10 protein-coding genes are annotated in these 14737 nt (G+C 72.8%); 7 read left to right on the top strand and 3 right to left on the bottom strand.

All coding sequences use genetic code 11. From position 1 onward, the window contains the following. The first annotated feature begins 66 nt into the window (after positions 1–66). The 4 genes from ACWGKT_RS43985 (at position 67) to ACWGKT_RS43970 (ending at position 5065) form a co-directional block, all read left to right on the top strand. The gene (locus tag ACWGKT_RS43985; RefSeq protein WP_235455347.1) at positions 67–309 is read left to right on the top strand and encodes a DUF397 domain-containing protein; all 243 of its coding nucleotides are present in this window, start codon (positions 67–69) and stop codon (positions 307–309) included. Positions 310–459: 150 nt separating this feature from the next. Beyond that, the gene (locus tag ACWGKT_RS43980) at positions 460–1362 is read left to right on the top strand and encodes a universal stress protein (protein ID WP_453278116.1); all 903 of its coding nucleotides are present in this window, start codon (positions 460–462) and stop codon (positions 1360–1362) included. Between the two features lie 199 nt (positions 1363–1561). Continuing rightward, positions 1562–4483, top strand: coding sequence for an ATP-binding protein (locus tag ACWGKT_RS43975; RefSeq protein ID WP_453278115.1), 2922 nt, complete (start codon positions 1562–1564; stop codon positions 4481–4483). 84 nt (positions 4484–4567) lie between these two features. Continuing rightward, positions 4568–5065, top strand: coding sequence for a hypothetical protein (locus ACWGKT_RS43970; RefSeq protein WP_235455350.1), 498 nt, complete (start codon positions 4568–4570; stop codon positions 5063–5065). A gap of 12 nt (positions 5066–5077) precedes the next feature. Here ACWGKT_RS43970 and ACWGKT_RS43965 read toward each other — a convergent pair whose 3' ends face one another. Beyond that, positions 5078–7048, bottom strand: coding sequence for an N-acetylmuramoyl-L-alanine amidase (locus ACWGKT_RS43965; RefSeq protein WP_453278114.1), 1971 nt, complete (start codon positions 7046–7048; stop codon positions 5078–5080). Between the two features lie 296 nt (positions 7049–7344). Further along, positions 7345–8484: an aminoglycoside phosphotransferase family protein gene (locus ACWGKT_RS43960; protein ID WP_356153207.1), complete on the bottom strand. Its 1140-nt coding sequence runs from the start codon at positions 8482–8484 to the stop codon at positions 7345–7347. Between the two features lie 256 nt (positions 8485–8740). Here ACWGKT_RS43960 and ACWGKT_RS43955 point away from each other — a divergent pair, with 256 nt between their 5' ends. Further along, positions 8741–10237: a DNA-binding protein NsdB gene (locus ACWGKT_RS43955; RefSeq protein ID WP_453278113.1), complete on the top strand. Its 1497-nt coding sequence runs from the start codon at positions 8741–8743 to the stop codon at positions 10235–10237. Positions 10238–10311: 74 nt separating this feature from the next. Here ACWGKT_RS43955 and ACWGKT_RS43950 read toward each other — a convergent pair whose 3' ends face one another. Then, positions 10312–11736 carry a PP2C family protein-serine/threonine phosphatase gene (locus tag ACWGKT_RS43950; protein ID WP_453278112.1) on the bottom strand — a complete coding sequence of 475 codons (1425 nt, stop codon included), beginning with the start codon at positions 11734–11736 and terminating at the stop codon, positions 10312–10314. A gap of 363 nt (positions 11737–12099) precedes the next feature. Between ACWGKT_RS43950 and ACWGKT_RS43945 the strand changes: the two genes are divergently transcribed. Then, complete coding sequence (locus tag ACWGKT_RS43945) at positions 12100–12513, top strand: SsgA family sporulation/cell division regulator (RefSeq protein WP_356153200.1); 414 nt, start codon at positions 12100–12102, stop codon at positions 12511–12513. 138 nt (positions 12514–12651) lie between these two features. After that, the gene (locus ACWGKT_RS43940) at positions 12652–14676 is read left to right on the top strand and encodes a phosphocholine-specific phospholipase C (RefSeq protein ID WP_453278111.1); all 2025 of its coding nucleotides are present in this window, start codon (positions 12652–12654) and stop codon (positions 14674–14676) included. The last annotated feature ends 61 nt before the right edge of the window (positions 14677–14737 follow it).

Below are 14737 nucleotides of genomic sequence, written 5' to 3'. Positions count from 1 at the left end.
GGCCTGTCGGCCGTCGGGACCGATCGCTAGGCTGGCCGCGGACGACGAATCGGGAGGAGCACGGACGTGGCCGAGAGCACCACCCAGCAGAAGCCGCTCGTGGGCTGGGACAAGCCGGAGCTGGACCTCAGCAACGCCGACTGGCAGTCCAGCAGCCGCGGCCTGGGGGATGTCCAGATCGCCTTTGTCGAGGGATTCATCGCGATGCGCAACAGCGGCAGCCCACAGAGCCCCGCCCTGATCTTCACACCCCCGGAGTGGGGTGCGTTCGTGTCCGGGGCGCGGGAAGGGGAGTTCGACCTGACCTGAGCCCCCGGCGCCAAGGCCGCGCCGGCGAGCCGAACCGGTGGGTGTTCCTCCCTGATTCACGGACACGCGACGAGCAGGGCCTCCTGGGGCCGGTGCCTGAGCGAGGCTGGCCCCAGCAGAGGCAAGGTCGTGTTCCGGAGGTGAGGGACCATGAGCACATGGCCGGTCGTCGCCGCGGTCGACGGCTTGGACGACAGCCTGCGCGCCCTGAACTGGGCCCTCGACGCCGCCCGCCGGCGCGGGGCCCCGCTGCGCGTGGTGAACGTACGGCCGTACGCCGCCTGGGCGGAGCCCGACATCCTGGTCGCCGGGCCGGCCGAACCGAAGGACGACCCCGTGCGCGAACAGGTGCGCGCCCATCTGGAGGGCCGCACCGAGCGGGTGACCGTCGGCTACGCCGCCCTGGCGGGGGCGCCGAGCGCCGTCCTGCCCGAACAGGGCGCCGAAGCCCAGCTGTTGGTGCTGGGCTCCCGGGGGCGCGGCGGCTTCGCCAGCCTGCTGCTCGGCTCCAGCGGCCTGGCCGCCGCGCGCGACGCCGCCTGCCCCGTCGTCGTGGTGCCCCGGCCCGGCCGAGAGGTACACGGCGAGGCACCGGGCGAGCCCGGACCCCGGGTCGTCGTCGGCGTCGACGTGGACAGCCCCGACGAGGCCACCCTCGCCTTCGCCGCCGCCGAGGCCGCCCTGCGCGGCGCCCGCCTCCAGGTGATCGCCGCCTACCGCTGGCCGGTGACCGGCCTGGCCGCGCCCGCCGAGGTGATCCCGCCGCCCATCGACCAGAACGCCGTCGAGACCGAGACCCGGGCCCTCGCCGAGGGCTTCCTCGATCCCCACCGTGCCCGGCACCCCGACGTTCGCTGCGAGGCCCACGCCTTGCCCGGCGACGCGGCCGGCAACCTCGTCGCCGCCTCCCGGGACGCCGAACTGGTCGTCGTCGGCCGCCACCGCCGGCGCCTCCTCGCGCCCGCCCGCATGATGGGCTCCGTCACCCAGGCCGTCCTGCTGCACGCGGCGAGCCCCGTCGCCGTGGTCCCGCCGGCCCCCTCGGGGGACTGAGACCGACGCCGCCGAACACCCCGAACACCAGGGGCCGGACACCGGAGCGGACGTGCCGACGCCGAGGTGTCCCCCGGACCGGTGCAACCCGGACCTCGCCGCCCCGCACGGGCTCCGGGAGGCGTACGCTGAGGTGCCTGACGGTCACGGTACGCGCCTGCTCCCCGTGCGGGCACGGCACCGTGGCGGGGGGTGCGTGATGGGACAGCGGATCGTACGGAGCCGTAAGACCCTCTTCGAGCGCGAGGGCGAACTCGCGACCGTGGACGAGGTGTTGGGCGAGCTCACCGGCCTGCGCGCGGACGGCGCCGAAGCCGGTGGCCCGCCGGGCGGCGGGCTGCTCGCGTTCGCCGGGCGCGCCGGGATCGGCAAGACGACCCTGCTGGCCGAAGTCCGCCGCCGCGCCAGCGCCCTGGGCTGCACCGTGCTGTCCGCCCGCGGCGGCGACCAGGAACAGCGCGTCGCCTTCCACGTCGCCCGCCAGCTCCTGCAGCCGCAGCTGGTCGGCGTACCGGAGACCGAACTGCGCTCCGCGCTGGGCAGTTGGTACGACATCGTCGGCCCCGCCCTCGGGCTGTGCGCCCCCACCGAGGGCGCCCCGCCCGACCAACAGGGCCTGCGCGACGGCCTCGACTGGGTCCTCACCCATCTCGCCGTGCGCCGCGCCCCGATGGTCCTCGTCCTCGACGACGCCCACTGGGCCGACCCCGAATCCCTGCACTGGCTCGCCGCGTTCGCGCCCCGCGCCGAGGAACTCCCGCTGCTGCTCGTCGTCGCCTACCGGCCGGACGAACTCCCCGACCATGCCGAGTCGTTGCGCGGACTGCCCGGACGCGCGGGCGGACGCCCCCTCGGCCTGGAACCCCTCAGCGCCTCAGCCGTCGCCCGCCTGGTCCGGGAGTCCCTCGGCACCCACGCCGACGACGCGTTCTGCCGCGAGTGCTGGGCCGTCACCGCCGGCAACCCCTTCGAGACCGTCGAGCTGACCGCCAAGGTGCGCGACCGCGGCCTGACCCCCAACGAGGCCGGCGCCCGCCTGCTCCGCGACCTCGCCGCCGCCGTCAAGGGCAGCGGTCTGATCGCCCGGCTCGAACGCCTCGGCACCTCCACCGTCCGCTTCGCCTGGGCCTGCGCCGTCCTCGGCACGGAGATCCAGCAGCGGCTCGCCGCCGCCGTCGCCGGACTCGGCCCCGAGGAGGCCGCCGACGCCGCCGACGCACTGCGCGACGCCCGCATCCTCACCGGCGCGGTGACCGCCGAGGGCACCCTGGAATTCATCCACCCGCTCATCGCCACCGCCGTCTACCGCGCCATCCCGCCCGGCGTCCGCGTCGCCCTGCACGGCCAGGCCGCCTGGTGCGTGATCGACGACGGGCAGGGCCCCTCCGCCGCGGCCCGCCACCTCCTGGAGACCCACCCCGAGGGCGACGCCTGGGTCGTGCAGCAACTGCGCGCCGCCGCCGGAGAGACCCTGCGGGCCGGCGCCCCCGACACGGCCCGCGACTGCCTGGCCCGCGCCCTGCGCGAACCCCCGGCCCCCAAGGACCGGGCCGCCGTCCTGTACGAACTGGGCTGCGCCTCCCTGCTCACGGAACCCGCCACCACCGTCAACCACCTGCGCGCCGCCCTCGAAGAGCCCATCGCCGACCCCGAGCTGCGCCACCACATCGTCTACCGGCTCTCCCAGGTCCTCGCCCACAGCGACCGGCTCGCCGAGGCCTCCGACACCCTCGCCCACGAGATCCGCCTCACCGGGGACGCACGGGTCAGACTGCGCATGGTCGCCGAGCAGTTCATGTGGGACGCCTTCCGCGCCGACGAACCCGACCACCCCTCCCGCTCCCGCCGCCTCGGCCGGCTCGCCGACCGCCTCAAGGGCCGCGACCTCACCGAGCGCTACATCATCGGGCTGCGCACCTGGGACGCGATCCAGCGCGGCGAGCCGGCCCCGGTCGGCCTGCACCACGCCGAGCGCGCCCTCGCCGGCGGCCTGCGTTGGGCGGAGCCCGACCGCGGCTTCGAGGTGCCCGTCCTGGTCTCCCTCGCCTTCATGTACGCCGACCGGCCCGGCCGCACCGAGGAACTGTTCGCCGCCGGCATCGCCGACTACGAGAAACAGGGCTGGCGCGGCGCCCACCTCTCCTTCGCGTACACCCTCCTCGCCTACGTCCGCTACCGGCGCGGGCGGCTCGCCGAGGCCGAGGACTTCGTCCGCGCGGGCCTCAGGCTCGCCGAACGGGTCGGGCCCGGCACCCCCGCCCACTGGTACGCCGTCGGCATCCTGATCGAGGTCCTGCTGGCGAGGGGCCGGCTCGCGGAGGCGACACGGACCGCCGACGACTTCTGCTTCGGGGAGCCCTTCCCGGCCGCCGTCGTCTTCCCCGACGCCCAGACGGTGTACGGCGAGCTGCTCCTCGCCCGCGGCCTCACCGAGGAGGCGGCCGCCCAGCTCTCCGCCGTCGGGCGCCGCCTCGACGCACGGGGCATCCGCAACCCCGCCTGGTGCCCCTGGCAGATCCACCTCGCCCGCGCCGAGAGCCACGAGGCCCCCGAGCGGGCCCTGGCCACGGCCCTCGAAGCGGTGGGCCGCGCCCGCCAGTTCGGCGCCCCGTCCACGATCGGACAGGCCCTGCGCGCGGCCGCGGAGGTCTCCTCCGGCTCCGCCCGCGTCAAGTACCTCGAAGAGTCCGTCGCCCACCTGGAGCGCTCCCCGGCCGCCTACGAGCTCGCCTGCGCACTGGTCGCCCTGGGCACCGAGCTGCGCCGGGCCGGCCGCCCCAAGGAGGCCGGCGACCACCTCTACCGGGGCCTCGACACGGCCCTCCAGTGCGGCGCCGACGGTCTGGTCGACACGGCCCGCGCCGAACTCGCCGCCGCCGGACTGCGCCCGCGCCGGCTGCACGAGGCCGGGACCGACACGCTCACCACCCGCGAACGCATGGCCGCCGCCCTCACCGCCCACGGCCGCACCGAGGCGGAGACCGCCGCGGAACTCCACACCGACGAGCAGACCGTCGTCCACCTCCTGTCGGCCGTGTACCGCAAGCTGGGCACCGACCCCTCGGGACTGGCGGCGGCGCTGGGGGAGAGAGCGCCGGACCAGCCGGACCTGCCGGACTAGCGACACGGCGGACGGCGGTGGCCGGCGCCCGCCCGGACGTCGCCCACACGTCGCCGATTACGCCCGGACACGTACCATGGCGGCATGTCGTTCCTCCGCCGCCGCAGCGCCACCCCCGCCGGGCCAGACTTCGACGTACTGGCCATGGACCCGGGCGACTGGCCCGGCAATCTGGGCGCGGGGCTGCTGCCCGCCCCCGACGGCACCTGCCAGGGCGTCTTCCTGCGCTACGACCTGTTCGGCGGCCGCGGCCCCGCCATGATCATCGGCAATCTGCCGGAGGGCTCCCCGGCCCGCGAGGTCACCGAGGGCGAGGTTCCCTTCGAGGTGGCCCAGCTGCTGCTGGCCCTGGAGAACGACGAGGAGGTGACCGTCACCGAGACCGAGGACATGCCGGTCCTGCAGGGTGACAACCTCCTGATCGTGCGGCGCCTGAAGCTCTCCGAGAGCCGGATCGCCTGCGTCCAGTTCGACCGCAGCGACGGCGTCCTGGTCACCATCGCGGCCTGGGACCGCCCCATCACGGACGACCTGTACGCCCTGCTGAAGCCGCTCCCGGCGGAGCTTTTCCAGCAGGGCTGATCCCCGCCGCGGCTATCGGTCCGACGGCTCCACATCGACGTCCGCCGCGCGCACGAACGCCACCCGGTGGCCGTACTGGATCTCGTAGTACAGGTCCGTGCCGGCCACGACCCGATGCGAGTCGGTGGTGAAGGTGACCGCGTAGTAGTACTCGCCCGGCACCTCGTCACCGACCACGTACCTCTGGCCCGCCAAGGCGGTGTACGGCAGCGGTACCACCGACTGGGCCGGCACCCCGGCGGGATAGGCCGTCTTCTCCGGGTAGGCGCGCCCGTACACCGGAATGCCGGCCAGGCCCTCCTTGGGCGTGATCACCCGTCCGGACGCGTTGACCGCGGTCGGCTCGTGCTTCGGGTTGAGGAACCAGGCCTTCTGGCCCAGGTACCAGATGGCCGTCCAGTCGCCCCAGCGGTCCGCGACCGCGAACTGCTGCCCGGTGGAGACCCGCGAGGACAGGTCGTTCACCCCGGTGGTCGGGGCGGTGCCCAGGCCGATGTCCTTGATCAGGGCGGAGTTCTCGTCGTGGTCGGAGTACAGCCGCACCTCGCTGGAGCCGTGCGCCGCGCAGGGCTCGCCCTTGGCGGTGCAGCCGGTGTACTCCGGCTGGTTCGCCGCGTAGTTGGGCCGGATCGTCACCAGCCCGCCCTTCTTGCCCGCGGTGCGCTTGAAGGGGTGGCCCAGCAGCTCGAAGTAGTGCCGCCAGTCCCAGTAGGGGCCCGGGTCGGTGTGCATGCCGGGGATCGTCGACGTGGTCGGGCCCGGCACGTTGTCGTGGCCGAGGATGTGCTGCCGGTCCAGCGGGACGCCGTACTCCTTGGCGAGGTACTTCACCAGCCGCGCCGACGACCGGTACATCGCCTCCGTGTACCAGGCGTCCGGCGAGGCCAGGAACCCCTCGTGCTCGATGCCGACCGACTTCGCGTTGATGTACCAGTTGCCCGCGTGCCAGGCCACGTCCTTCGCCTTGACGTGCTGGGCGATCAGACCGTCGGTGGAGCGGATCGTGTAGTTCCACGACACATAGGTCGGGTCCTGCACCAGCTTCAGGACGCCGTCCCAGGTGCCCTCCGTGTCGTGGACGACGATGTACTTGATGCTCTGCGACGCCGGCCGGTCGCCGAGGTCGTGGTTGCCGTAGTCGTTGTCCCCGAACTCCGCGTACGGGGCCGGGATCCACTGGCAGGACACCTTCTTGGGGCACTCGGTGTCGCCGGCGGGCACCGTGCGCAGGCCCGTGCGCCGCAGCTGCGCGGTGTTCGCGCTCAGGTGGGGCCGGCCGGGCAGTGCGACCCGCTGCCCCGTGTCCGTGGTGCGCTCCTCACCGGTGCGCAGCACGTCGTACACGTCGTCGGCGTACGCCGACGCGGTCGCCGTGTCGTCCGCGCCGGAGAAGCGGGCCACCGCGCCGTACCAGTCGGCCGGATCGGAGCTGAGCGGCTCGCCCAGGTCCTTCTGGGCGGCGGCGAGCAGGGCGGCCCCGCCGGCCACATTGGCCCCGGGGTCGGTACGCAGCCGCTCGGCCGGCATCCCGGACAGCTCGGCCGCTCTCGGCAGGGTCCTGAGGCGGGCCGGGAGCGCGGAGTTCGCCGGCACCCGGACGTCGGGGTGCCGGGCCGCGCGGGCGCTGTCGCCGCGGGCGTCCTCGGTGCCCTCGGCGAGGTGCTCGGTCGTGGCCAGCGCGGTGCGCGCGTCCGTGAGGTGCATCGGGCCGTAGCCGCCGGTCACGCTGGGCGCCCCGGCGTGCGTGTCCCAACGGGACTGGAGGTAGGAGACGGCCAGCAGGACGCTCTGCGGCACGTGGTACTCGGCCGCGGCGGAGGCGAACGCCCGTTGCAGGGTGCCCGCGGAGGACTCGTCGGCGGTGGGGGAGGGGGCGGCGCCCAGCAGCGGCAGGATCAGGACCGCGCCGGCCACGGCACCGGCCGCCCTCCGGGTCCGTCTGCTGCCTGGCGTCGACGTGGGGTCGGTGGCGGATCCTCGCAATGCGGCCTCCTGTGACGGGCGGGCGTGGCGGGGCGTGCGGCGCCGAGCTGGGTCAGTGGTACCGGCTTGCCGACGATCCGTCAATGATGCCCGGGCACAGGCGATTTCCCATGTCACAAAGGGGTTCGGCGAGTTTCGCCAGGGCGACGCGCGGGCCTGCGGGGCGTCAATGGCGTACACCAATGAACGGCGTTCATCGACTGGGTGGCGTCCCTCGGTGGGCGGCCGCCGAGGGGCCCGCGCACACGCGAGGTCCGCGGCACGCCGCTCGGGCGCACCGCGGACCGACGTCCCCGTCAGCGAGTGCCGACCGCCGCGCGCACGGCCCTGCGGGCCAGCTGGCAGTCGTCGTGCAGCCGCCTGAGCAGCAGCCGCTGTTCCTCGCCGGACGGCGCAGCACTCGGGTGGGCCACTCCCGATGCCGCCGGGGTCGCGTCGTGCATCGAGCGCTGCACGGCCGTCTCGTACGTACGGATCTCCCGGGTGAGGACGAGCATCAGGTTCACCAGGAAGGCATCCCGTGAGGCCGGGCCCGCCGACTGCGCGATCTGGCTGATCTGCCGCCGTGCCACCGGCGCGTCCCCGAGGACCGTCCACAGCGTGGCCAGGTCGTAGCCCGGCAGGTACCAGCCCGCGTGCTCCCAGTCCACCAGCACTGGACCGGCCGGTGAGAGGAGGATGTTCGAGAGCAGGGCGTCGCCGTGGCAGAACTGGCCCATCCCCTGGCGTCCCGCGGCATGGGCGATACCGTGCAGCAGCTTCTGCAGGTCGCCCATGTCCCGGTCGGTGAGCAGGCCCAGATCGTGGTACCGGGAGATACGGGCCGCGTAGTCCAGCGGGGCGTCGAAGGTGCCCGCCGGAGGCCGCCAGGCGTTCAGCCGGCAGATCGCGCCGAGCGCCGCCCGGATGTCCGCGCGCGGCGGGGCCTCCACGGGGTGGCGCTGGAACGCCGCCACCCGGCCCGGCATGCGCTCGACCACCAGGGTGCAGTTGTCCGGGTCCGCCGCGATCAGCCGCGGTGCCCGCACCGGCGGGCGGTGCCGGACGAACGACCGATATGCGGCTATCTCGTGCCGGTACCGCTCGGCCCACGCGGGCGAGTGGTCCAGCAGACATTTCGCGACGGCCGTGCTGCGCCCGGTCGTCCCGACCAGGAGCACGGAGCGCCCGCTGCGGCGCAGTACCTGCACCGGAGCGAACTCCGGGCAGATCCGGTGCACCGCGGCGATCGCCGTGCGCAGCTGCGCGCCCTGGGGACCGGACAAGTCGAGTCTCCCGCTGAGCGGTTGGGTGCCGAGCCCCGCGGCACGCCGCGGCCGGCCCGCACCCAGTACGGGGGGCCCCGGACGCGCGGGGTCGAGATAGGGTCCGCTGCCCGCCGGGCGGGGGCGCAGCGACCGGGGCGGGGCGGACACGGAGGACGATGCTGCGTACATGGGCGAAACAGATCCCTTCGTGTGCCTGCAGTGCCTGCCTGTACAACCAGGCGCCCTCCCGGCCCGGACGCCCGGGTGCACCCTGGGGAATGCACCCGTCACATCAAGGGCGACCGGGTCGGGGTGGCGCGTTCCTACCTGACACCCGATGTCCACTGGCACACCATCTGGCGCACCCTGGCGAACCGTGGCGAATAGTCGCCCGGCAACTCTCGGCGGGCTACTGTCAACTCAGCCGAGAACCTGGGGGCTTGATGTGAGCGGACAACCCAACACCCGGCTCGCCGACCTGTTCGGCCTGGCCGGCTGGTCCAAGGGCGAACTCGCGAGGCTGGTCAACAAGCAGGCGACGGCCATGGGTCACCCCCAGCTGTCGACCGACACCTCGCGGGTGCGGCGGTGGATCGACACGGGAGAGATCCCGCGCGATCCGGTGCCGCGGGTGCTGGCGGCTCTGTTCACCGAGCGTCTCGGCCGTGTCGTGACCATCGAGGATCTAGGTCTGGTACGACACGGGCGTACGGGGAAACGGCAGGGCGGCGGGAATGCGGAACCTCCCGACGGTGTGCCGTGGGCGCCCGAACGTACCGCCGCGGTCCTCACCGAATTCACGGGAATGGACCTCATGCTCAACCGACGCGGCTTGGTGGGCGCGGGTGCCGCGCTCGCCGCGGGATCCGCACTCAGCAACGCCATGTACGACTGGCTGCACTCCGACCCCACCCTCAGGGCCGACGCCCCTGTCCTCGACGACCCCCTGCACGCCGACTCCGCTGGGTTCGACCGCTACGAGGCCGCCCCCATCGGATCGCAGGAGATCGAGGAGCTGGAGCGCTCGGTCGAGGTGTTCCGAGCCTGGGACGCGGCCCGCGGTGGCGGGCTGCAGCGCAAGGCGGTGGTGGGCCAGCTCAACGAGGTGGGCGGCATGCTCGCCTACCGTCATCCCGACCATCTCCAGCGGCGCCTGTGGGGCGTCGCCGCCAACCTCGCCGTCCTCGCGGGCTGGATGTCGCACGACGTCGGCCTGGAACCCACGGCCCAGAAGTACTTCGTCATCGCCGCCCACGCGGCCCGTGAGGGCGGCGACCGGCCGCGCGCCGGGGAGGCGCTCTCCAGAGCGGCTCGCCAGATGGTGCACCTCGGCCGGCCCGACGACGCACTCGATCTCATGAAGCTCGCCAGGTCCGGTTCGGGCGACGAGGTGCTGCCGCGCACCCGGGCGATGCTCTACACCATCGAGGCCTGGGCGCAGGCGTCGATGGGCAAGGGCCAGGCGATGCGCCGCACCCTCGGACAGGCGGAGGACCTCTTCGTCTCCGACAAGGGCGACGTGCCGCCGCCGAGTTGGATGCAGACCTTCAAGGAGGAGGACCTGTACGGCATGCAGGCCCTCGCCTACCGCACGCTGGCCGAGTACGAGCCGGGCGCGGCCGCGCACGCACAGCACTACGCGGAGAAGGCCCTGGCCCTGCGGATCGACGGCCGGCAGCGGTCGAAGATCTTCGACTTCCTGTCCATGGCGTCCGCCTGCTTCATCGCGGACGACCCCGAACAGGCGGACCGGTACGCCCGCCTCGCCCTGGTGTCGATGGGATCGAACTCCTCCCACCGCACCTGGGACCGGCTGCGTCAGATGTACCGGCTCACCGCCGAATACTCCAGCTACCCGAAGATCAACGAGCTGCGGGAGGAGATCAGGCTCGCCCTGCCCAAGATCAGCAAGGGCGGGGGCGTCAACAGCGCACAGGCATAGGGGGCCTGTGACGCTGTCGATTCCCCGACACCGTCACCTTTGTCTTCACCTTCTCAGGCCGTCACCTGGGCTTCTCAGGCAGTCACCTGGGCGACGAGCACGCAGGCGTTGTCCTCGCGTTCCCGCTCGCCGAACTCCTCCACGACCGTCCGCACGCAGTCCTGTGCGGTGCGCGCCGTGCCGAACCGCGCGGCCAGGTCGAGGAGCCGGTCCACGGCCGCCGTCCCGCCCTGCCCGGGCACCAGTCCGTCGGTGTGCAGCAGGAGCAGGTCGCCCGGTTCGAGGGTCACTTCGGCCTGCCCGTAGGCGGCGGCGGAGGTCGCGCCGAGCAGGACGCCGTCCGGTGAGGTGAGCACGCGCCCCGTCCCGCCGCGGAACAGCAGCGGGGCGGGGTGTCCCGCTTGTGCCCAGGTCAGGGTGCGGGTCTTTGGCCGGTAGCGGCAGCACAGGGCGCTGCCCAGGGCCGGTTGCACGGTGGCGTCGAGTAACTGGTTGAGCCAGGCCAGTAGTTGGCCGGGCCCACTGCCGGCCATGGCCATGCCGCGTACGGCGCCGAGCAGCATCGCCATGCCCGAGGTGACGCTGACACCGTGGCCGGTGAGGTCGCCGACGCTCAGCAGCGTGTCGCCGTCGGACAGTTCGAGGGCGTCGTACCAGTCGCCGCCGATCAGTGTGGTCGTGGCGGCCGGCAGGTAGTGGGCCGCGAGGTCGAGGGTCTGCGGTCCGCGGCGCGGGAGCCGCAGGGAGCCGCGCCAGGGGGGCAGCACGGCTTCCTGGAGCTCGACCGCGAGCCGGCGCTCCGTCTGCACATGCTGTCGGTGACGCTGCAGGGAGTCACGGGTCTCGTGCACCGTCCGCCGGCGGTGGCGCAGTTCGGTGACGTCGCGCAGCACGGCCCACATCGAGGTGGTGCCGCCGTCGGCGTCGAGCACGGGCTCGCCCATCATGTGCACGGTCCGCACCAGCCCGTCGGTCCGCAGGATGCGGAACTCCCCGTCGATCGGCTTGGCGTCGACCAGACAGTCCGTCACCATCGCCGTCAGCCGCGGCCGGTCCGCGTCGAGGATCAGGGCCGGCAGTTCGTCGAGCGTGAGCGGGGGCGCGGCCGGGTCGAGTCCGAGGATCTGGTAGAGCTCCCCGGACCAGCTGGCCTCGTCCGTCAGCAGGTTCCACTCGGCGCTGCCGACCCGGCTGAGCAGCGAGCCGCTCGGCGGGCCGCCGGGGGCGGTCCCGCCCGCCGGCGGTGCCGGGGCGGGCGCGACCGGCGGGGGGCCGTCGCGCAGCTGCGCCAAGTGCTCGTCGAGGTCGTTCAGTTGAAGCAGCGCCAGGTCGCACAGCGCGCGCTGCCAGCGTTCCCGGGGGTCCGAGTCGTCGCTCCGCGCGTCGCGCCGTACGGCGTCCACGTCACCCTTGAGCCGCCGCGCCTGCGATATCAACGCCTCGACCGAGCCGCGCCCGGGCGGCTGGGCTGGGCGGTCCGCAGAGATGGGGGACGGCATGACGCACTCCGATGCGGGGACGATACGGCCAAGGAGAACGGGAGGGACCGTTACGACTGTTGCACAGCCCGCGACGCCCTGTAAGGGATTTGGCAACACACGATCCGGTGGTGCTTCTGGCATATGCCAGAGTCTTCGCGGAGTGGTCGGGCGGGCTCATTGGCGTACGCGCGGTGGTGTCACAAGTCGTAGACCGCGTACGCGACTTGACCGATCGGGCGGGCTTTCGGTGTCGCGCTCAAGCGAGTGTTCGATGTGCTTTTGTTCTATGCCGTCGGCGGCCCCGGCCCGGCATGGCGCGTGTCGCACCAAGTCTGTCCGATTTTCGCGTCATGTGAGGCGCCGGTGCGGACTCCTAAAGACATGGACATCAGCTTCGCGCAGCCGGCCCGCGCCCACCTGGTCACCACCGAGGACCGTGAGGTCCCCGTGCCCGTCACGCTCCGCTACACCTCTGACGATCCGTTGGCCGTGTACTTCGACTTCCCTCCCGACGCGACCCTCGACGGCGACTGCGTCACATGGACGTTCGCGCGCTCCCTCCTCGACGAGGGGCTGAGCATGCCGGCCGGGCACGGGGACGTGCAGATCTGGCCGTGCGGCCGGACGCGCACGGTCCTGGAGTTCCACTCGCCGTACGCCCTCGCCCTGCTCCAGTTCGACACCGTGGTGCTGCGCCGCTTCCTGTTGCGCAGCTATGCCGTGGTGCCGGCCGGGGAGGAGGACGTGGGCGCGGTCGTCGAGCGCGGGCTGAGCGCTCTCTTCGGCGGGGTGTGACGCCGGGCCGGCGCCCGCCGGCGGTTTTGAATTCTGTTCACCTTCGTCTCACCGCACGGGTATGGACCTTGACGATCACCCCGTGCACCCTGGCGCGCGGTGTGCCACAGGGGCACACCGGTGACGAGGACGGGGCGAATGACACCGATCAGCCGAAGAGGCTTCGTGGGACTCGGCGCTTCCGTGGCGGCGGGCGTGGCGGTGGGCGCCGGCGCGCGGACGGCGGCCGCTGCCCAGAGCGCGGCGACCGGCACCATCCAGGACGTCAGGCACGTGGTGATCCTCATGCAGGAGAACCGCAGCTTCGACCACTACTTCGGGCGCCTGAAGGGCGTGCGCGGTTTCGACGACCGCAGCGGGATCACGCTCAGCGGCGGCTACTCGGTCTTCAACCAGCCGAACTGGCTGAGCCGTCAGTACCCCTGGAAGCTCAGCGCGACACCGCCCGCGGGCGGCAAGGACGGCGAGACTCTCGCCCAGTGCAACGGCGACCTCCCGCACTCCTGGTCCTCACAGCACTCGGCCTGGAACAAGGGCCGTCTCGACAACTGGGTCCTGGGCGTCGGCAACGTCCGTTCGCTGGGCTACCTGGACCGCTCCGACATCCCCTTCCACTATGCGCTCGCCGACAACTACACCATCTGCGACGCCTACTTCTGCTCCACCCTCAGCGCGACCGGCCCCAACCGCACCTATCTGTGGAGCGGCAAGGTCGACTCCTCCAGCTACGACGGCGGCGACGAGTCCGGACTGACCTGGCAGAACTACGCCGAGGCCCTGCAGGCCGCCGGAGTGAGCTGGAAGGTCTACCAGAACGCGGCCGACAACTACGGCGACAACGCCTGCGCCTACTTCAAGAACTTCGCCGACGCCAAGCCGGGCGACCCCCTCTACGACCGGGGCATGTCCTCCGTCCCGAGGGCGACCGGCTCGACCCCCGACGACATCGCCGCAGCCATCAAGGCGGACGTCCTCGCGGGCACGCTCCCGCAGGTCTCCTGGGTGGTCCCCAACCAGGCCTTCTCCGAGCACCCGTACGCCCCGCCCGGCGACGGCGCCCACTTCGTCGACCTCGTCTATCAGGCCCTCGCCGCCGACCCGGACGTCTTCGACTCGACGGTGCTGTTCCTCAACTACGACGAGAACGACGGCTTCTTCGACCACGTCCCGCCGCCGGCCCCGCCCGCCGGCACCGCCGGCGAGTTCCTGAACGGCACGCCGTTCGGCTTCGGCTTCCGGGTCCCGATGATCGTCGTCTCGCCCTGGACGCGCGGCGGCTGGGTCTCCTCCGAGGTCTTCGAGCACACCTCGGTGCTGCGCTTCCTGGAGACCTGGACCGCGGCCCTCGGCAAGCCCGCGAGGTGCGCCAACATCAGCGACTGGCGGCGCAAGGTCAGCGGCGACCTGACGGGCGTCTTCGACTTCGCCCACCCGGTCCACGGCGCGGTGTCCCTGCCCGCGACGAGCGTCATCGGCATCGACACCTGCGGCCCGCTGCCCAACCCGGTGCCGACGAACAACGCCCTGCCCGCCCAGGAGCCCGGCACCCGCCCGGCCCGTGCGCTGCCCTACCAGCCGGGCGGCCACCTGGACCGGCTGGAGTTCGGGTCCGCCGGCAAGATCCTCGCCTGGTTCACCATGACCAACCAGGGCGCTCCGGCGGCCCGGGCGGCGCACTTCTCCATCCACCCGAACGCCTACCGCGACTCCACGCCCTGGCAGTACACCGTCGATCCGGGCGGCACCGCCTCCGACTACTTCAACATCGGCCTCGGCTACGGCTCCGGCAAGTACGACCTGAGCATGGTCGGCCCCAACCGGTTCCTGCGCCGCTTCCAGGGCGACGCCACCAAGGCGGGCAAGACGGCCGAGGTGAGCACCCGTTACGCCGTGGAGCCCGGCACGGGCAAGCTGGCGATCTACTTCAAGATGGCCAACTCGGGCGCGTCGTCCGTGAAGTTCACCATCACCTCCAACCACTACCGCGGCGACGGCCCCTGGACCTACACCGTCGCCCCGGGCGCCGCCACGGAGGACTACTTCAATGCGGTCGCCTACACGAACGGTTGGTACGACTTCACGGTGACCGTCGACTCCGACGCGACCTGGTCGCGCCGGTTCACCGGCCACCTGGAGACGGGCGCCGCGAGCGTCAGCGGCTGACCCCGGCGTACAGGTCCGGGCGTGGGGCGAGCTCGACGGCCACCCGGCCGGCGGTCTCCAG

The organism is Streptomyces sp. NPDC054794 (assembly GCF_053611585.1).
The sequence above is the reverse complement of the archived record's forward strand: the minus strand, read 5'-3'. Positions and strand labels throughout refer to the sequence as shown.